This window comes from Thiocystis violacea (assembly GCF_016583565.1).
Lineage (GTDB): Bacteria > Pseudomonadota > Gammaproteobacteria > Chromatiales > Chromatiaceae > Thiorhodococcus > Thiorhodococcus violaceus_A.
In genome coordinates, this window is record NZ_NRRF01000024.1 from 50,600 (window position 1) to 69,134 (window position 18,535).

An 18,535-nucleotide genomic window follows, 5' to 3' on the forward strand; every position below is an offset into this window, starting at 1 on the left:
GTCGGACGATCCGCGGATCCGACCACGAAGGCGCGAGGTTCCTCGATGTTGGACGCAACCCTCACTGATCTGGCCGAGACGGTGCAATACAACTGCGACATCTCGGATGCCCGCCATGGCGCCGACGACTCGCTCTGCGTCTATCTCATGAAAATGCGCGAGTATTTCCGCTGGGAGAGACGCCTGCCCTTTGGCGCGCCACTCGAGCGCCAGCAGGTCGGCGACTGGCTGCAGGCACGCGAGCAGCTCTGGGAGACGCTGGAGCAGGCGCCGCTGCGCCCCATCGAGATCCGCGGCCAATCCTACGACCCCTTCGACGCCGACGCCATCAATGGGCAGCTCGGCGCGCACGGCCTGGCGTATAGCGGCGGGCTCGGCAGGCAGGCCAAACCGCACTTCGTCCTGGGCGACCTGGAGCGACGGCAAGACAGCGCGGGCTGCACCGTCTTCATCCTCGCCAAGGAATATGCCCGCGACCTCACGGCGCCGCCGGCGATGACCCTCGGCCAGAGCATCTTCGTGCGCCGCGAGTCGCTGCGGCGCCTGCTCTGGGAGAAGCTGGAAAGCTGGCGCTGGAGTCGCCCCGACAATGCACTGGGCCGCGCCTTCGCCTGCTACGACTTCGAGCACGCCCTGGACGCCTCCCTGGACGCCATGACCGACCACGAGATCCGCACACTGCTGCTGCACGAGCAAGGCGAGCAGCTGGCCGGAGAGCACCTGGGCGAGGCCTGGAACGCCATGCTGATGGATCTCAGCCGCACGCCCGCCGAGATCATGGCGCGCGCCGTGCGGGACCACCTCGCCGACTGTCTGGTGACGCTTCCCGCGCTCGCCGAGTCGCAGGAGACCGCCTCCCTGCATTTCTTCGTTGGTCAGTTGACCAGCATGCGCAAGGAGATCTTCCCGAGCCTGCGGCGCACCTACGAGCAGTGGCTGGAGAACCACGACACGACCGGGCTCGCCGCGCTTTCGGCATGCGGAAGAGACCATTGGCAAGAGGTCGCATCCGGCATGCTGGACCTGCATCGCCGGCATGGCGAAGAGGCCGCCGAGGCCATTCGCGGGTTGGTCGACACCGCACGGCTCTAAAGGGAGAATGGCACACACCCTATCCGCGCTCCCGCATCAGGCATGAACAGTGTCATGAATCCAGCCCCGAGTTCACTGAACACGAGCTCACTGACCACCATTCAGGAAGTCAAAGCCGGCAGCTTCATCTTCGCGCGCCCGCTTGCCTTGCCACCGGCCTTCTGCGCGGCCGTCATCGAGCGCTTCGAGGCCCATCCCGAGCACCAATACGCCGGACGCATCGGGCAGCTGCGCACGGAGAATCCCGGCATCAAGCGCACGACGGACCTGGTCGTCAGCAACAAACCGGACTGGAAGGATGTCGATGAGATGTTCTTCCGATCCCTGGCGGCGGCCATCAAGGAATTCCGCGAGGCCTTCCCCTACTTCAAAGGCCCCTTCAAGGACGAAGGCTATCAGGTCCAGCGCTACCAGCCGGGCGAGTATTACCACTGGCACATCGACAGCGGCAGCCATGAGCTGAGTCAGCGCCAGCTGGTCGCGCTCTGGTATCTGAACGACGTTACGGGACCCGGCGGCGAGACGGAGTTCCTGCATCAAGGCGTCAGCGTGCGACCCGAGGCCGGCAAGCTGGTGCTCTTCCCGCCCTTCTGGACGCACGAACACCGCGCCGTCGTCGTCCAAGAAGGCAACAAGTACATTGCAACCACCTGGGTGGTCTTCGCGTGACCACGGCGCACACCGCCGAGCCGCCCCGCCTGCTCGCCATCGTCGAGCTGGGCGGCTATCCGAATCTGACGCCGCTCTATCGGTCGCTCGGCTTCGAGGTGGAGGTGGTCGGCTCGCAGCGCAGGGCACAAGCCGCGCTCAAGCGCCAGATTCCGGACATCATCGTTGCCGAATACAACTTCCAGTCCGATTTTCGGGACAGGACGAGCAACTTGGAGACACTCATGGCCGGTTTGCAGAGGCACCCTCGCGTCAAGGTGATCTGCTTCTACCAGACCGAGCATCAGCAGAAGTTCGCGGGGCTCGCCGAGCGCTTCCCCATCTTCGCGGCGATCCCCTTCCCGGTTGACGCCCAGCAGGTCGAATTGGCGCTGCGGCGCGCCCTTGCATGACTGCCCGCCGCGCAGGCGTCGGTATCGAGACCGGAACGCGACATCGTGCCCTTGCGCAAGGATGCCGCGTCTGTCGCTCCGAGGCGGCGATAGCCGACTCCAAGTGCCCCTGATCCGCTTGCGAATCGGCTACCCTGCAGTCGAAGCGCCGGGCAACCGAACCGCCCGCCTTCAGAGCGCAAGTGTTCGCGGGCTGTGATTGCGATCCACCGAGGCCAGCCGGGCGCTGTCGGCCCGTCCCATCTCCACGTGACACAGAAGAAGGGTGCATCCATGACACGAGAAGACATCCTGGACCAGCTCCGAACCGCCAAGACGGCGCATACGCAGTGGCTCTCCGACGCACTGGCGCTCATTGCCGGACTCGCCGCCGGGAAGGACCATGTTCCCGTCTCACACAGACACTGTGAATTCGGCCAGTGGTACTACGGCCGCGGACATGGTCTCGCCTCACTCAGCGCCTATGCCGCGATCGAGGCGCCTCACGAAGCCCTTCACGGCCTCTACGCCCAGGTCTTCGACATCCTCTCCGCACCGCGCAATCGTCCCCTCCTCGCCAAGGTCTTCACCCCCAAGGGCCATCTCGGCAAGCGACAGCAGGACGAGGCCAAGGCGTTGATGCAAGAGATGCTATCGGCTTCCAGGAGACTCCTCGAAGCCATCGCCCTGCTGGAGCAGCACCTCATGGAGATGTCCGAACAGGAGTTGCAGGGGCTCTTCTAGAGCAGCCATGCCGGACCCCGAAAAACGGGGCCACGGCCAGTCGAATCAGGGTGCAAACGCCGCCCCTCCAGGCAAGGCTTGCGGACTTGCGCGAGCGCTCGCGCCGGCTATGGGCGAGTCCGCGCCTCAATCCGGCCGCTTCAGCTCGGTGATCCGATAGACGTTGTCGCTCCCGAGGATAATGGCGAAGTCGACCCTGTCGCCCGCGCTGACGCCGCTCAGATCGACCGCATCCGTGACCGGAAGGTCCATGGTCATGGCCGGCCAGCTCAGTGCCGGAATCGGCTCATGCGTGATGTTGACGGAGCCGCCCTCGGCATCCACGGAATTGATCACCCCCGTCCCATGGGTGGCCTCGGTCGCTTGGCCCTGCGCCATGGCGCCCTTGCCGCCATGCCCCATCATCTGGTCGTGCTCCATGGCCAGCACCTGGGTCTGAAAGCTGCATGCCGCGCTGGCGGCCAGTACCGCCGTGAGTAGAGTCAGCTTCTTCATGCGGATCCTCGTTCGTGGTGTCGTTCGACGGATTGACGCCCTGCCTTGAGGCAGGACCCTGGCGATGAGATGCGGCCCGGACAGGAAGGCTCAACGGCAAGCGCTCCGGCATCGGGTCGCATCGCTCTAAATGCCCGGCACAGGCTAGCCGCTGTCGCCGGCCGGTTCGGCACTCGGTTCCGCGCTGGGGGCCGATCGCGGCTCCAGCTCTCGCCGCCGCCACACCAGATAGATGGCCGGGATGACGAAGAGGCTGAGCAGCGGCGCGGTCAGCATCCCGCCAACCATGGGCGCGGCGATGCGGCGCATGACCTCGGAGCCCGTCCCATGGCCGACCATGATCGGCAGCAGACCGGCGATGATCACCGCCACCGTCATCGCCTTTGGCCGCACCCGCAGCACCGCGCCTTCCATGATGGCGGCCTTGAGGTCGCCCAGGTCACGTAGCGCCCGTCGCTCGCGCCGCTCCTTGAGCGCGTTGTCCAGGTAGACCAGCATGATGACCCCGAACTCGGTCGCCACCCCGGCCAGGGCAATGAAACCGACCGCAACCGCGACCGAGAGGTGATAGCCCAGGAGCGCGATCAGCCAGAAGCCGCCCACCAGGGCGAAGGGCAGCGAGAGCATGACCAGCCACACCTGGCCGAGCTGGCGGAACACCAGATAGAGCAGCACGAAGATGATGATCAGCGTGAAGGGGACGACCTGGATCAGCCGCTCCTTGACCCGCAGCATGTATTCGTACTGACCCGACCAGGTGATGGAATAGCCCGGCGGGAGCCGGACCTGCTCGCGGACCCGTGCCTGGGCGGCGGCGACATAGCTCCCCACATCCACACCGCGGATGTCGACGAAGGTCCAGCCGTTCAGCCGCGCGTTCTCGCTCTTGAGCATGGGCGGGCCGTCGACGATCTCGACCACGGCGATCTGATCCAGCGCGACCTGAGCGCCGGTCGGCGTCACGATCGGCAACGCGCGGAGCTTCTGCACGTCATCGCGCTCCTCGCGCGGGAAGCGCAGATTGACCGGGTAGCGTTCCAGCCCCTCGACGGTCTGGGTGACGTTGACGCCCCCCACCGCCGCCGCGACCACAGCGTTGATGTCCGAGATGTTGAGCCCGACCCGCGCCGCCGCGACGCGATCCGGGCGGATCTCGATATAGCGTCCGCCGGCGACCCGCTCGGAGAAGGCCGAGGCGGTGCCCGGAACCTCCCGCACCACGCGCTCGATTGCCTGGCCGATGCGCTCGATCTCCTTGAGATCCGGCCCCGCCACCTTGATCCCGACCGGGGTCTTGATGCCGGTGGCGAGCATGTCGATGCGGGTCTTGATCGGCATCACCCAGGCGTTGGTCACGCCGGGGATATCCAGTTTCGCGTCCAGCTCATCAATCAGCCCTTCCAGCGTCAAGCCGGGCCGCCAGTCATCGCGCGGCTTGAGCTGGATGACCGTCTCGATCATGGTCAGGGGCGCCGGATCCGTGGCCGTGTCGGCCCGACCGATCTTGCCGAAGACCCGCGTGACCTCGGGAACCGAGGCGATCATCCGGTCGGTCTGCTGCAGGAGCTCTTGCGCCTTGCCGATAGAGAGCCCCGGCAAGGTCGTCGGCATGTACAGCAAGTCGCCCTCGTCGAGCTCGGGCATGAACTCGGAGCCGAGCCCCGCGCCCAGCCGCTGGAGCCAGGGGACGCCTCCCGTCAGGCGACGCCAGCTGTCCGTCAGATCCCCTTGCCAGCCATCGATGCGGTCCAGGACGCTCGCCGTCGCCGTGCCTTCGCGCACCAGATCGACCGCCTGGAAGGGCCACTTCAGGGGCGCGAGCAGACCGCCGACACCGTACAGCGGCACCAGCAGACTGAGCACGATGGCCAGCGACGCCAGGATGGTCGTGCGCGGCGCCGCCAGCACGCCGCGCAGCAGCGGGCGGTAGACCCAGATCAGCGCCCGGCTCAGGGGATTCTTCTCCTCGCTCGGGATGCGCCCACGGATGAAATAGCCCATGAGCACCGGCACCAGGGTGACCGACAGCCCGGCCGCGGCGGCCATGGCATAGGTCTTGGTGAAGGCGAGCGGCGCGAACAGCCGCCCTTCCTGCGCCTCCAGGGCGAAGACGGGCAGGAAACTCAGGGTGATGATGAGCAACGAGAAGAAGAGCGCCGGCCCCACCTCGGTCGCAGCCTGGGCGATGACGCGCCAGTGTGCCTCGCCGCGTGGGGTCTCGCCTTGGGTGTGGCGATAGCGCTCCAGGTGCTTGTGGGCGTTCTCGATCATGACGATGGCGGCGTCCACCATGGCCCCAATGGCGATGGCGATCCCACCCAGCGACATGATGTTGGCGTTGATCCCCTGGTGCTGCATGACGATGAAGGCGGCCAGGATCCCGAGCGGCAGACTGACGATGGCGACGAAGGCGGAGCGAAGGTGGAAGAGGAAGAGCAGGCACACCAGGGCGACGACGGCGAATTCCTCCAGCAGCTTGCCCTTGAGGTTGTCCACCGCCCGCAGGATGAGCGCCGAGCGGTCATAGGTCGGGACGATCTCCACACCCTCGGGCAACCCCTGGGCGAGCTGGTCCAGCCTGGTCTTGACCGCCGCGATGGTGCTGAGCGCGTTCTCCCCGTAGCGCATCACGACGATGCCGCCCGCGACCTCGCCCTCGCCGTCCAGATCCGCGACCGCACGGCGCATCTCCGGGCCGATCTGGACCCGCGCCAGGTCGCGCAGCAGGATCGGCGTGCCCTCTGGCGTCACCGCGACCGGGATGGTCTCGATATCGGCGACCGAGCGGAGATAGCCACGGCTGCGGATCATGTACTCGGCCTCCGCCAGCTCCACGACCGATCCGCCGACCTCCTGGTTGGCGTTGCGGATGGCGCTGGAGAGCTTGGCCAGGGGGATGCCGTAGGCGCGCAGCCTCGAAGGATCGGCCACCACCTGGTACTGGCGCACCATGCCGCCGACCGAGGCGACCTCCGCGACGCCCGGAACGGTCTGCAGCTCGAACTTGAGGAACCAGTCCTGGAGACTGCGCAGCTGGGCCAGGTCGTGCCCGCCGCCACGGTCGACCAGGGCATAGCTGAACACCCAGCCGACGCCGGTGGCGTCCGGTCCCAGCCTCGGGCTCACGTCCGCGGGCAGGCGCGAGGCCGCCTGGCTCAGGTATTCCAGCACCCGCGAGCGCGCCCAGTAGAGGTCCGTGCCGTCCTTGAAGATGACGTAGACGTAGGAGTCGCCGAAGAAGGAATAGCCGCGCACCGTCCGAGCCCCCGGCACCGCCAGCATGGTGGTGGTGATGGGATAGGTGACCTGATCCTCGACCACCCGTGGCGATTGGCCGGGGAAGCTGGTGCGGATGATGACCTGCACGTCCGAGAGGTCCGGGATGGCGTCCAAGGGGGTCTGTTTGACCGCCAGGATTCCCCACAGCGTCAGGACCAGGGTGGCGAGCAGGACCAGGAAGCGGTTGCGGATCGACCAGTCGATGATCGTGTCCATGGGCTCACCGCATCCGCCGGAAGCTGGCCTGAAGGCTCGACTCGGAGTCGATCAGGAACTGCCCGGAGACGACGATCGCATCCCCCGCCGCGAGCCCCGAAAGGACCTCGATCCAACCGTCGGCCTCCATCCCGGTCACCACGTCGACCGGCTGGAAGCGCCCGCCGCCGAGCGCCTTGACCACGCTCTCGCGCTCGCCAGTGACGATCAGGGCATCGCGCGGGATCTTGAGCGCGTCCTGCTTGGGACGACCCGCGATCACCACCTCGGCGAACATGTTGGGCTTGAGCGCGCGCCGCGGATTGGGGAAGACCAGGCGCACGCGCAGGGTGCGGGTCTTGGGGTCCAGATCCGGGTAGAGGTAGTCGACCTTGCCCTTCCAGGTGCGACCGGGATAGGCCGGCACCTGCATCTCGGCCGGCAGGCCGGGCGCCACCCAGGCGAGCTGATGCTCGAAGACGTCGACCATGACCCATACGTCGGTCAGGGCGGCGATGGTGAACATCTCGCTCGATGGGGTGACGTACATGCCCTCGCGGGCCATCATCCGGGTGACGATGCCGTCCATCGGGGCGAGCACCGGGATGGTGTTGCGGGTGTCTCGGGTCTTCTCGATGTCGCGAATCACCGCTTCGGGCACGTCCAGGAGCCGTAGGAGATTGCGCGCCTTGTCAGGATCAACCCTGGGCGCGCCCGTCTCCCGTCGGTCGAGTGCGATCAGAAAATCCACCTGCGCGGAGAGGATGTCCGGGGCATAGACGTCGGCGAGCGTCTGACCCTTGGTGACCGGCTCGCCCTCGGCGCGCAGGCTCAATCCCTCGATCCAGCCCGCCGCGCGGGGGTGGACGTGGGCGAGACGGGTCTCGTCGTAGGCGACCCGGCCGACGGTTCGCACCTCCCGGCTCAGACTCCCGCGCCCGACCTTGGCGGTGCGTACGCCCAGGCTCTGCACGATCGCGCCACTGAGCGCGACCTCGGGGTGGGCGTCGGCCTTTGGCGACGCGGGCTTCGGGGTGATCCGCTTCTCGACCAGGTCCATGCCGCAGATGGGACAGGTCCCGGGGTGGTCCTGCACGATATTCGGATGCATGGGACAGACATAGGTGGGATCGAGGTGCTTGGCGGCGTGCTCCAGTGCCGTCTCCCGAGCGGAAGTCTGGAGAGTGCTGTCAGCGATTTCGCCGTCTTGAGGCGTCGGCTTGTCGCAACCGGTCAGGGCCGCACCGATCAGCACGAGGGCAGCCGCCCAGGCAAGGCCCGCACCGGGACGGGGGATTAGGGGTATCGACATGAGCGTCTCCCACGGAGCCGCGCCGCCATACTGTCGCGGCACGGGCGAGCGTCAAGGATGACCGCCGCACGCGGCCGCGATCAAGGGCGTCGTTCGCAAGGACGTCAGGCGCGTGGGGGTCGCTCGGGGAGCGCGGGGACGAAGTGGTAGAAATGGAGTCCCGCGCCGGCCACCAGGGCTTGTGAGTCAGATCGCTGGGGGATCACGGGTGGAGATACCAGGGGAACGGCGATAGTGACCAGGCAATGCAGGGCGCACTTGTGGCAATCGAAGCGCTTGGGATGCACCGGCTCGGGAGTCGAGCGGCTCGCGTGGTGCTGATGGCATGGCGCCGTTGACTGGCCGTTGAGCCCAGCCGCGTGCCGGCAGCCCAGCTCGGCAGACGCCCAGACCTGCGCCTGTAGCACAAGCAGACAGAGTACCAGGAGGGTGGTCGACGGGCGCCGCTGGATCGTCATGGCCGGACTATGTGGGCGGGCGGAAAGGTGCGCAAGTCAAGAGGCAGGAGTGTTGTCTGTCACGCTATTGCGCGAATTTTTCTCAGAATGGCTCCCGCTAGCCCCGCCAGCGTCCGCCACCGCCGTTGTCGAGGCTTGTGAGCCTCGACGATGCCCGTCTTGGGCCTTCGTTGTGGCAGCAGCCGGCCAGAACCGGCCGCCCGGCCTTGAAGCCTCTGCGACGGCATCACATGGGGAGTTCTCACTCGACCTGCTTGGCGCGGTGACTACTGCGCCCCATCAACGGTCACCGGCGTCGGACCTCAGCGCCCGGAGTCGGCCAAGAGCCGCCACCTGCGGCACAGAGCCCAGCGATTCTTCGGCGCGGTTTGCTGTCACCGACGGTGCTGCCTATGAGTGTGCGGAAAGGCCACAAAAGCGGTAAGCCGCGCAGGTGCCGTAGTATGAATGTTTGAATCTGGACACGTCCTCCGAGACATCGCGTGCGCGCCGACATTATTTCGGCTCTACGTATCCAGTCGGGAACTGCGGGCGGCCAACTCAGTACCTTCAGAACAACTCCGGATCGCCGAATCGAACACGTTGCTCTTACAACGGCGCTACGCCGCCCTTCTTCAGCAAACGCGCGGCGACGCGAAAAAGATCAGGCATATCGAGCCGACTATCTTTTCGCCTGAACATGACGCCGATGCGTTCTAGTGCCGTAAAGAGTTCTGCTGCACCTGCTGCCTCGACGTCTGGGAAAGGGGGCAAGTAGCCGGTCGTCGCTGCGTCCGCCTTGAGTGTCGTCACTGTTCCAGTCCGCTCCCAAACGTTGTAGACCTCCTGTTCCGGCTGAGGTAGCAATAAACCGGCGAGGGGCGCCAAGACACCCTTAATCCAGGGGAACTCTTGGTGCAATTGGTCGACGCGAGTCTTGGAAGCAGCGCGCAGACCATGGCGAATTCCCTCTGCAGTGATGGATCGGTCATCAGGTGGCATACCGTGTTTTGCCGCGGAGGTCATCATGCCGAGGAAGCTTCTGGGGGTGACTTCCTGGTACGCATCGGCCAGGTGCGCAATCGGCCAACGGTAGGTATTTCCTTTCTTGTAGCCATAACTTCCCTTGCCCATGTATTGTCCCGCCAGCCGAGTCATGGCCCGCTGTTGATCCGACGGGTCTCGAGCTAAAGACCAGTGGCGCGTCAGGATTGTTTGTCTGTCTGCGCTGCGCAAACCCTCGCTACTGAGGATCCGCTCGAACGCAGAGGCAGCGTTAGGATCTGGCGCAAGCGCAATTCTTGCGAAGAACAAGCCATACAGATCCGTCGCCGACCATGTCAATCGAACCGCACCGGTGCGCATCTTTGGCAACTCGACAAAACGTAGGGCGTCATCGTCCACCTGGTCCGGACGGATAAACAGCTTCGGCCGCAACGTTCGGTAAGCCCTCAAAGCCCAGACGACCTCAAGAAGCGCCTCGGTGAGGAGACGGCGACGAGCCCAGGTCCGGGCAACAGTATCCAAGGCGTCGTAGATAATGAGGAGGGTTATGCCTTCGCCACGCAGCCGATTGTCGTGACGATTCAACAACGCTTCGCGTTGCTCCCAGTCCTGTGCCTGCAGTACAAAATCCTTCGGTTTTGCCGCGGATTCTCCAGCGGAGCGTGTAACGGCGCTGATCACGCTAGCCCACCAGAACGCTTTCGCGTCTTCGATGCTTGCCTCGGCAGGCAACGCGGCATCGATCTGCTCTGCAGAAATACCGTCAGGGCCTCCGATTCCTGTATAGCCGAACTGAGCCGTGACTTTGTCCAAACCAAGTCTCGGATAGGCGCTGACCGCGGCGGCGCGCGTCTCGTCGCGACCGAGCACACCGGCCCAGAAGCTCTTTCCACTGCCTCGGGCGCCAAGGACGATCGGCGTGTTCGGATCTAATGCTGCGGCATGGGTCTCCGGTGCGTAAATGTCATCAAGGCCCGCGACATGGACACCGACTGCGTCGTTGGAAAGATCGCCGGGAATCTGTGCGATGGCGGCACGAATGCAACGATAGTCCTCGCTCTCAGACCGCATCAGGGGACTCCGTATCATGTACCACGCTTGGAGCCGTATCCGCCGACAGACTAGCCTGGATCAGTTCCAACAAAGAACCAAATGTCGCGCTGTAAATCCTTTCCGAAAGGAGATCGCGCCGAGTGAACGGGTCGAATCCACGGTAGTTCTGGTCGTCAAGTACCTGTACCGCTGCTACTAGTGCCTTGTCCTGGTCGGCAAATACTTGTTCGTCTGACATCGAATCGTCCCAGGGCACATCGCCGAAAGGCTCTGCTGGAAGTGGGTCCGATGATGCAGCGGCCCCACGGGGCGTCAATCCAACCTCCGCGGCAATATCGCGGCAGTGCTCCATAAAAGCATCCCGGCGTTCGCTTTCCAATGGTGCTTTGCCTTGAACGATCGTCAGGCGCCACAGCCATTCAGGTAACGGACCATCTACGCTCACGAAACGCGCCAGGTGAGCGAACAAAGCCTTGAATCCCTGGAACGTCTGCGGCTCATCCAGCCCAAAAAGCAATACCTCCGCGCCTAGCCCCAGGAACGAGGCTGCCGTGGACTCGTGCAGACCAGCGCGAGCGTCCACTAAGATTGCGTCGTACTTAGTAGGGTCAGAGAACCGCTGGATAAGATCCACTACCTGTCCTCGGAACGACATGACTTGGCCGTCCGGACCGACATCCTCTGCATAGGCGCGCGCAATCTTCGCCAGCACGTCCGATGGATGAGCCAGAGCACGTCGACCGAGTGCAGGCATAACGTCCAACCGACCGTGTCCACCCGCTAACGCAGAGGGAGCAATCAAATCGCTCAGAAATGAGTGATCCAGACCAGAAAGACCGTTTTCAACAAGCGCATCAAGGGTGCCAAATTCGGGGAGCGCTCGATCATCCAATAGCATCGGACCGAGTCCCGGAGCTTCCAGGTCCAAATCGATGACCAGGACGCGCTGCCCTCTGTAGGCGAGGTCTGCCGCCACCACGGCGAGAGCTGTAGAACGTCCGACACCGCCCTTGATGCTGGCGAAGACGAACCGCGGCGGCGGAGGAGATGGCTCAGCGGGGGCAAGCAGCCAGTCGGCGCCAACCAATCGGCGGTCTAGCAGGTGGATCCGACATCCGTCGACATCTACGGTTACTCTGCTGGGATCGTCGAGAATGCGCCTCGCACCAATGTCGTCGCGTCCGGCGAGCACACGATCGTCTCGAGCGTAAGCGCCAAGTCGCTGCCGCATGGACTGCGACACACGCTCGACGACCTCCGAATCTAACGGATCGGCTGCGAAGAACGCCAAACGGCCTACGGCGTCTCGAAGCGCAACGCCGGAATGGAGCAGACCAACTCCCAACTCTGTAGCGACCACCCTGGCTAGCGCAGCGAGGCTATCGTCGAAGCGGATCGTCATGACATCTTGCTCTCTAGGTTCCAATTGCCCCAACGACATCTTTGGCCTGATTTCGCCACCGATCCACCCAATTTCGATTGATATCATCACCTTTGCAGTAACGCATATCAGTATCCCATTGGCTCATGAAGTTAGGATTCTCGATGAACTTCATCAGCGTCGTCCCGCGGCGCCCCAGTGGCAGATCCCGCAGTAGAGTCTTCAGCTCAGGGAAGTGGGCGTAAAAAGGATCCTCTCTACGCTTGTCTTTCGTGAGTGGTTGCATGCCAGCTTCCCTCATCATTGCTTTAACAGCACACTCGGCGGCGATGCCGTAGACGTAGCCGGCCACGTCTCGACGCTTTTCGTCGTCGTAGAGTACGTGGGCTGCTTCCAGGTGGCGGCGAGCAGACGCAGAAAGGTCGATACCGTATGCCATCGATCGGGCTTTACCCTCAACTCCAGAAGGAGTATTGAATGCTGTCCGGAACGCCTGCGCAGACTCAGGCGAATCCGTTTCGCACGGTCCACACACCGGCAGCGCGAAAAGCGACGATGGGTGTCGGCCAGCTACCATCCTGGCTTCCAAGAGCATCTCGAGTGATCACCCCGCAGGATAAACCGGACGCCGAGTACAGCAAAGTCGACAACCGCAACTGGGCTCGGGCACGCAAGGACATCAGGCTCCTTCCTTGTCGAAAGGGCTGATCGGCACAGGTGCCCAAGGTCAGATACGAGTAGACTGCGACCAAACGCTGTTCGCGCCGCACGCGTCGTCCGACTGGATCGCGCTCATGCCCGACACTCCCCAAGGGTCCGTCTGATTGCGGCGCTGATCGCCGGGGGATCCCTCAGCACGCGACCCTACACATTCTCGAGGCGCTCGATCAGCGCCTCCCGACATCATTTATCGATAGAGAGCGATTCCCATGCAGCAACTCACGGCTGAAGGCCAACAGATCGTCAATGGCCTCTCTCAGCGCTATGGCTTCAGCCCCGATGCCGTCGCACACATGCTCTTCGCCGTGCTCAACGGCAACGGCTCCATGGCGCAGTTCAGTCACTCCGAATTCGGCGGATCCGGCCAGTGGATGCAGGGCGGTATGTTGATGCTGGGCGACATGTTCAACCACAACCTCAAGGGACGGGTCGACGCGCTGTGCGGGGAAATCTCCGGGATTCTCGCGACCCAGCAGGGTCTGTTGCGCAGCGGCAGCTTCCAATCCCAGAGCCAGAGCGGAAGCGGACAGCAGAGCCAGGGGGCCGGTGCGCCCATGGGCGAGTCCAGTCTCTTCGTGCCGGATCCCGCGACCCAGTGGTGGCCGCGGGAGATCGGTGCGCCAAGCGCGACCGGCAGCCAGAACAACGTCCGCTATGCCTACTTCGCCAACGCCCGTCGGTTGGCCGTGGAGACCAATGGGCAGGTCTGGCTCTATGACACCCTCGATCATCAAATCGGCGGCTTTTCCCAGCAACAGGGTTCGGGCGGCTCGATCCTCTTCACCAGCCAGTACGGCACCGTGAATCTGACCAGTCTGCCGGTCGTCTCGATCGACGGTCAGCCCGCAACCATGGCCCCGTCGATGTCGCCACCGCCGGCGACGCAGGAAGCGCGCGGCTCGGCTCCAGGGGCGGACATCTTCTCCGCCATCGAGCGCCTTGCCGATCTGCGCGCAAAGGGCATCCTCACCGACGAGGAGTTCGCGCGGAAGAAGTCCGAGCTGCTGAGCCGCTTTTGACACCGCTCGCGTCGTCGTGACAAGGTCCTGGCCGACCTCGCCACACGGCGATCGCTCGCGATCCCCCTCGATCTGGCCGAGGCGATTCATCACCTGACGAACCGGGTTCGCGGTCGGTGTGATGCTCGCGGCGGGGTTGGCGCCATGCGTTGACGGAGTCCGAACTGTCCGCATCTTGTCGATCGAGACCACTCGCGCGGGGATCGCAACGAGCGCGCCGACACAGGCTTGCCGATCGCCCAGACGGCAGAGGATCCGATCGATCGATACCAGGGGAACAGATGACCCGAGAGAGACTCGACTTAGGTTGGAGGCTCCTGTTGGTTGCGCGCGAATGGCGTTCTCGCTCGACCTTCCCGGCCACCCCGTTCGGAATTCGGCTTGGAGCCGCGGGCGACCCTCACCTGTGCGAGGCAGACGACGACCGCGCCGGGCTCCTTTGGCGCGATCACGCCTTCGCGGTTGGTCCAGGTCTCCCCGTCGAGTTCAGGGACCTCGTGGAACTCTACCTGCCGACGCTCGGCGCGAGCGCGCGACGCCCGGTCGTCATCGGCCATCTCGGCCAAAGCCTCGATGCGCAGATTGCGACAGGCTCGGGTGATTCCTGCTACGTGACCGGACCGGCGAATTTGACCCACCTCCACCGCATGCGCGCACTGTGCGACGCGGTCGTCGTCGGGGCCGGGACGGTGGCGGCCGATGATCCACGCCTCACGACACGGCTCGTTGCAGGCCCCAACCCTGTTCGCGTGGTCATCGACCCGGACCGCCGGCTCGCGCGCGAGCACCGTCTGTTCGGTGACGGCGAGGCCCCTACCCTGCGCGTCTGCGGCGCGGACCGGATCACGGAGACAGAGACGGCGGACGACCTCATTGGTATCCCGCGCAACGGAGAGGGCCTGCGGCTCAGCGCGGTGATCGCCGCGCTGGGCCGACGCGGGCTCCACGCCCTCTTCATCGAAGGGGGCGGTGTGACCGTCTCCCGCTGGATGACGGCCGGCTTGCTGGATCGGCTTCAGATCGCAACGGCGCCCGTGCTGATCGGCGCTGGTCGACCGGGTCTGAGCCTGCCGCCCGCACAGAGCATGCGCGCCTGCCGACGCCCGGCCTACAGGCTGTTCCAGATGGGCGAGGACATCCTGTGGGACTTCGATCTGCGTCGCGAGCCCATTGCGGACGCGAACCCACCGGATCCCGGCCGCGCGCCCGTGCGTCTGCGTTGAGCGCGCCGCGGCTCAGGACTCAGGATTCGCACGGCAGCGCCAGCAGGTCCTGGTGCCCCACGCGCAGCCATGCGTCCGCGCGGCGAAACGCCTCGGTACGCGACCGCAGCCAGGTATCGGCCTCCTCATGGACCATGGGATCCAGCTCGATCGCGGCCCGCACCCACCCTGTCGCAAGCGCCTCTTGCAGGTCCAGCGACTCGGGGCCGAGGTGCCAGTCGCTGGGCGCCACCTGAACGCCCCGGCCGAGCGTCTCGAACGCATCCACCGCCCGAGCGGCGGCCGCCGGCCCCAGCGCCAATCCCAGCCCTTTCTCGCGCACCTGGTGACGGTTCAGTCGCTCCGCGATGACGGTATCCCCAGCCAGGCTCGGCCGCCACTGGATCCGTCCGTCGTAGGTCAGCACGCAGAGCGCGGCACTGTCCCGCGCATGACACCAGCGGGCGAGCCCCTGGACCCAGTCGGCGGATGCCAGATCCAACAGCGCCGAGGCCGTCACCAGATGCGGGCGAAGCGGTAACGCCGCGCCGAACAGGCTCGCCAAATCGCAGCGAGACCAGTCGACATCGACCCGGCAGCGATCGACCTGAATCCGCAGGCCGTCGGATGCGCGCAGGACGCCATACCCCTGCCGCGCGGCCCATTCGAGCAGCCGCGCCGGGAGCGCCGCGAGCAAGGCCGCGTCGTAATCGAGGAGCCGCCAGTGTTGGTCCACACCCAGCCGGGGCGCCAGATAGCGCAGGTTCGAGCCTGTGCCCGCACCCAGATCAAGAACCTCCAGCCTGCCCCGTCGTTGCGCCCAATGCGCGAGGGTCTGGGTCAATCCGGGATCGCGCGCCACATGATCGGCGGGCTCCCGCAGCCCAAGCCACTCGGGCGAGAAGGCGCTCAACCCGACACCCGCGCCGGATGGGCGACGGCATCGGCAAAGGCGTCGCAGGCGGCGTTCCAGCTGGGCAGCGACGCCCGCGCCCTCAGTGCGCCCGCGCGCAGCCGCTCACGCAGCTGGCGATCCGTCAGGAATCGGCGCAGGGCCGCCGCCATGGCCTCGACATCGCCAGGCGGGACCAGCAGACCGGCCGTCTCGGGAACCGTGTGCACGATGGCGCCCGCCGTCGTCGACAGGATCGGCAGACCCTGGGCCAGCGCCTCAGCGAGCACCATGCCGTAGCCCTCGTGATGAGAGGCCAGGACGCAGGCATCGGCCGCCTGGTAATGGTTCGCGAGGGCCGCCGCATCCACCTGCCCGACGAGCTGGATGCGATCGGCCAGGTCCAGTGCGCCGATGCGCGCTCGAAGGGCTTGGGCGTGAGCGGGATCCCGTTGCGCACTGCCCACGCACGCGAGCCGCCAGGACAGATCTCGCACCCTGGACAGCGCCTCGAACAGGATGGCATGCCCCTTACGCGGCGTCAGCGTGGCCACGCACAGGAGATTCAGCCGCTCGCACCCGGAACCTGTCGCGAGCGGCGCCGCGTCGGTCCCGGGCTCCACGACCCGGGTGCGCTCGCGCGAAACCCCATAGGCCGTCAAGCCATCGGCCGTCACACGGCTCGTGGTGATGACGCCGCGAACCGACGCCAGCGCCCTGAACTCCGAGCGGCGCAATCGCTCCGCCTCGGCGGGTTCGAGTCCCGTCTCCAGGGCCAGGGGGTGATGGATGAGGGCGATCAGATCCAACCGCGGCGCGGCAGCTTCCACCAGGGCCGGCATGGCGCCAAGGGCCAGGCCGTCGATGACAAGCGTCCGCCCGGCTGGAATCCGCCCCAGGAGGCGCTCCGCCTCGCGCAGACTCGCCGAGGAAGGCCGTGGAAAGCTCGCATCGAGCGCATGGACCTGGATGCGCCAGCCGCGTTCGGAGAGTCCGGCGATGATCCGCCGGGCATAGGCATAGCCGCCGGTCGGGGTCGCGAGGTCGCCCGGGATGACGAGGTCGAGCCGGCGCGCGGTCACTGGCGCGGGTCACCCTCGTAGCTGGCCGAGGCGACATGGGACTCATGCAAGGTCACGCGCATCTGGGTGAGGCCGACCGCCGCTGGCCCCAGCTCGCCCGCGCGGATCCGATCGGCGATACGCGCGTGGATCACGCGCGCCAGGAACTCCGTGGTGGTGTTCTGGCCGGCGAAGGCCGGATCTTCATCCAGATTGCGATAGTTCAGCTCGCCGAGCACCGCCGCGAGTGTCTGGCTGGCAAGTCCGATGTCGACCACCAAACCATCGGCATCCAGCTCCGGTCGACGCAGCTCCAGATCCACGACATAGGTCGCGCCATGGAGCCGCTGGGCCGGGCCGAAGACCGCCCCGCGAAAGCTGTGGGCAATCATGATGTGGTCGCGAACGCTCAGGCTATACATGGGTCGATGGCCCTCAAAAGTAGTCGATGCGATGACAGATGGTGCCCTTGGGGTCATCGGCAAGCCGGGCCATGACGGCCGGCAGGTCCGAGAATGGGCTCGTGTCGGTGATGAGTCTGTCAAGCCTTGGGTCCGCGAGCAATCGCAGCGCAAGCTCCAGCCGCCGGCGCGTCGACCAACGCGGCTGCTGATCCGGGGCGATGCTGCCCACCTGCGACGAGCGCAGACTCAGTCGCCGCTGATGGAAGCCCTCGCCGAGCGACAAGGTCACCGGCTTGGCGCCGAACCAGCTCATCTCGATCACCCGCGACTCGAAGCCCGCAAGCGCCAGGGCGGTCGTCAAGCCTTCGGGATGACCGCTCGCATGGATGACCAGATCGGCATCCCCGCGCGCGGCGTCCGGGAGCGCAAAGCCCACGCCCAGGGCCTGCGCGATCGCCTGCCTCGCCGGGTCGATGTCGACGAGTTCGACCTCGCACCCCGGCATCCTGCCCGCCAGCCAAGCGACCAGACAGCCGACCGCGCCCGCGCCGACCACCGCGATCCTGTCGCCGACGCGGGGCGCCCCGTCCCAGAGGCCGTTCACGGCCGTCTCCAGGTTGGCCGCGAGCACCGCGCGCTCCGGCGGGATCCCGTCCGGCAGGGCGATGACGGCCCGCGCCGGAACCACGTAGCGACTTTGGTGCGGATAGAGGCAGAAGACCTGCTTGCCGAGCAGGGCATCAGGCCCGCGCTCGACCTCGCCAACGCTGCAATAGCCGTACTTCACCGGGAAGCTGAACTCGCCTTCCTGATGGGGCGCGCGCATGCGCTGATGCTCGCTCACCGGGACCTCGCCGCGATAGACCAGCGACTCCGTCCCGCGGCTGATGGCGCCGAAGCCCGCGCGCACCAGCACCTCGCCGGTTTGGAGTTCGGGGAGCGAGACGGGGCGCAGCTCACCGGCGCGGGGACCGGTGATCCAGAATGCCAGGGCTTGCGGATGGGTGATGGACATTGCGGGATGCTCGATCAGGATGCGATTCAAAAGCCATGTCAAACGTCTGGGGTCTCCACTTAACCGGAGTAAACTCCAAGGGTGACTTACCCTCATGCTGGCGTTGATTATCCGCGGACTGCGGGCGAGTTCCAGTCCTGGTTTCGCACCGATGCGGACTGCCTCGACTACCTGGAGTGGCTCCGGTGG

The 18,535-nt window shown here is 65.6% G+C and carries 17 protein-coding genes; 6 read left to right on the forward strand and 11 right to left on the reverse strand.

The features are described 5' to 3' along the window. The first annotated feature begins 45 nt into the window (after nucleotides 1-45). From CKO23_RS11700 to CKO23_RS11715, 4 genes are all read left to right on the forward strand, one after another. A complete protein-coding gene (locus CKO23_RS11700; RefSeq protein WP_200331266.1) occupies nucleotides 46-1,092 on the forward strand; it encodes an Sfum_1244 family protein in 1,047 nt (348 codons plus the stop codon). Nucleotides 1,093-1,146: 54 nt separating this feature from the next. Beyond that, entirely contained in the window at nucleotides 1,147-1,761 is a 615-nt protein-coding gene (locus tag CKO23_RS11705; RefSeq protein WP_200331268.1) for a 2OG-Fe(II) oxygenase family protein, read from the forward strand. Continuing rightward, complete coding sequence (locus tag CKO23_RS11710; protein WP_200331270.1) at nucleotides 1,758-2,153, forward strand: hypothetical protein; 396 nt, start codon at nucleotides 1,758-1,760, stop codon at nucleotides 2,151-2,153. Before CKO23_RS11705 ends, CKO23_RS11710 begins: the two co-directional genes overlap by 4 nt. 273 nt (nucleotides 2,154-2,426) lie before the next feature. Continuing rightward, nucleotides 2,427-2,876 carry a CZB domain-containing protein gene (locus CKO23_RS11715; RefSeq protein ID WP_200331272.1) on the forward strand — a complete coding sequence of 150 codons (450 nt, stop codon included), beginning with the start codon at nucleotides 2,427-2,429 and terminating at the stop codon, nucleotides 2,874-2,876. Between the two features lie 126 nt (nucleotides 2,877-3,002). Here the strand turns inward: CKO23_RS11715 and CKO23_RS11720 are convergent, their stop codons facing one another. The 7 genes from CKO23_RS11720 to CKO23_RS11745 form a co-directional block, all read right to left on the reverse strand. After that, complete coding sequence (locus CKO23_RS11720; protein ID WP_200331274.1) at nucleotides 3,003-3,371, reverse strand: copper-binding protein; 369 nt, start codon at nucleotides 3,369-3,371, stop codon at nucleotides 3,003-3,005. A gap of 144 nt (nucleotides 3,372-3,515) precedes the next feature. Further along, a complete protein-coding gene (locus CKO23_RS11725; RefSeq protein WP_200331276.1) occupies nucleotides 3,516-6,866 on the reverse strand; it encodes an efflux RND transporter permease subunit in 3,351 nt (1,116 codons plus the stop codon). A gap of 4 nt (nucleotides 6,867-6,870) precedes the next feature. Beyond that, the gene (locus CKO23_RS11730) at nucleotides 6,871-8,157 is read right to left on the reverse strand and encodes an efflux RND transporter periplasmic adaptor subunit (RefSeq protein ID WP_200331278.1); all 1,287 of its coding nucleotides are present in this window, start codon (nucleotides 8,155-8,157) and stop codon (nucleotides 6,871-6,873) included. Nucleotides 8,158-8,261: 104 nt separating this feature from the next. Next, nucleotides 8,262-8,615, reverse strand: a complete 354-nt coding sequence (locus CKO23_RS25295) for a hypothetical protein (RefSeq protein WP_207168525.1) — start codon at nucleotides 8,613-8,615, stop codon at nucleotides 8,262-8,264. 588 nt (nucleotides 8,616-9,203) lie between these two features. Continuing rightward, the gene (locus CKO23_RS11735; protein ID WP_200331280.1) at nucleotides 9,204-10,670 is read right to left on the reverse strand and encodes a hypothetical protein; all 1,467 of its coding nucleotides are present in this window, start codon (nucleotides 10,668-10,670) and stop codon (nucleotides 9,204-9,206) included. Beyond that, nucleotides 10,660-12,054 carry a KGGVGR-motif variant AAA ATPase gene (locus CKO23_RS11740; RefSeq protein ID WP_200331282.1) on the reverse strand — a complete coding sequence of 465 codons (1,395 nt, stop codon included), beginning with the start codon at nucleotides 12,052-12,054 and terminating at the stop codon, nucleotides 10,660-10,662. The genes CKO23_RS11735 and CKO23_RS11740 overlap by 11 nt, the downstream gene beginning before the upstream one ends. Before the next feature lie 13 nt (nucleotides 12,055-12,067). Further along, entirely contained in the window at nucleotides 12,068-12,472 is a 405-nt protein-coding gene (locus tag CKO23_RS11745; protein ID WP_200331284.1) for a hypothetical protein, read from the reverse strand. 490 nt (nucleotides 12,473-12,962) lie between these two features. Here CKO23_RS11745 and CKO23_RS11750 point away from each other — a divergent pair, with 490 nt between their 5' ends. Together CKO23_RS11750 and CKO23_RS11755 are read left to right on the forward strand one after the other, a co-directional pair. Continuing rightward, nucleotides 12,963-13,772 (forward strand): SHOCT domain-containing protein, encoded by an 810-nt coding sequence (locus tag CKO23_RS11750; RefSeq protein ID WP_200331286.1) that lies wholly within the window; start codon nucleotides 12,963-12,965, stop codon nucleotides 13,770-13,772. Nucleotides 13,773-14,053: 281 nt separating this feature from the next. Beyond that, on the forward strand, nucleotides 14,054-14,995 hold the full coding sequence (locus CKO23_RS11755) for a RibD family protein (protein ID WP_200331288.1): 942 nt from the start codon (nucleotides 14,054-14,056) through the stop codon (nucleotides 14,993-14,995). Between the two features lie 19 nt (nucleotides 14,996-15,014). On the opposite strand, the gene CKO23_RS11760 is transcribed toward CKO23_RS11755, so the two are convergent. The 4 genes from CKO23_RS11760 to CKO23_RS11775 are packed head-to-tail and all read right to left on the reverse strand — an operon-like array spanning nucleotide 15,015 to nucleotide 18,346. After that, nucleotides 15,015-15,887 (reverse strand): class I SAM-dependent methyltransferase, encoded by an 873-nt coding sequence (locus CKO23_RS11760; protein WP_200331290.1) that lies wholly within the window; start codon nucleotides 15,885-15,887, stop codon nucleotides 15,015-15,017. Beyond that, on the reverse strand, nucleotides 15,884-16,948 hold the full coding sequence (locus tag CKO23_RS11765; protein ID WP_200331292.1) for a glycosyltransferase: 1,065 nt from the start codon (nucleotides 16,946-16,948) through the stop codon (nucleotides 15,884-15,886). The genes CKO23_RS11760 and CKO23_RS11765 overlap by 4 nt, the downstream gene beginning before the upstream one ends. Next, on the reverse strand, nucleotides 16,945-17,349 hold the full coding sequence (locus CKO23_RS11770; RefSeq protein WP_200331294.1) for a 6-pyruvoyl trahydropterin synthase family protein: 405 nt from the start codon (nucleotides 17,347-17,349) through the stop codon (nucleotides 16,945-16,947). Before CKO23_RS11770 ends, CKO23_RS11765 begins: the two co-directional genes overlap by 4 nt. Nucleotides 17,350-17,362: 13 nt before the next feature. Then, the gene (locus CKO23_RS11775) at nucleotides 17,363-18,346 is read right to left on the reverse strand and encodes a zinc-dependent alcohol dehydrogenase (RefSeq protein WP_200331306.1); all 984 of its coding nucleotides are present in this window, start codon (nucleotides 18,344-18,346) and stop codon (nucleotides 17,363-17,365) included. Between the last annotated feature and the right edge of the window lie 189 nt (nucleotides 18,347-18,535).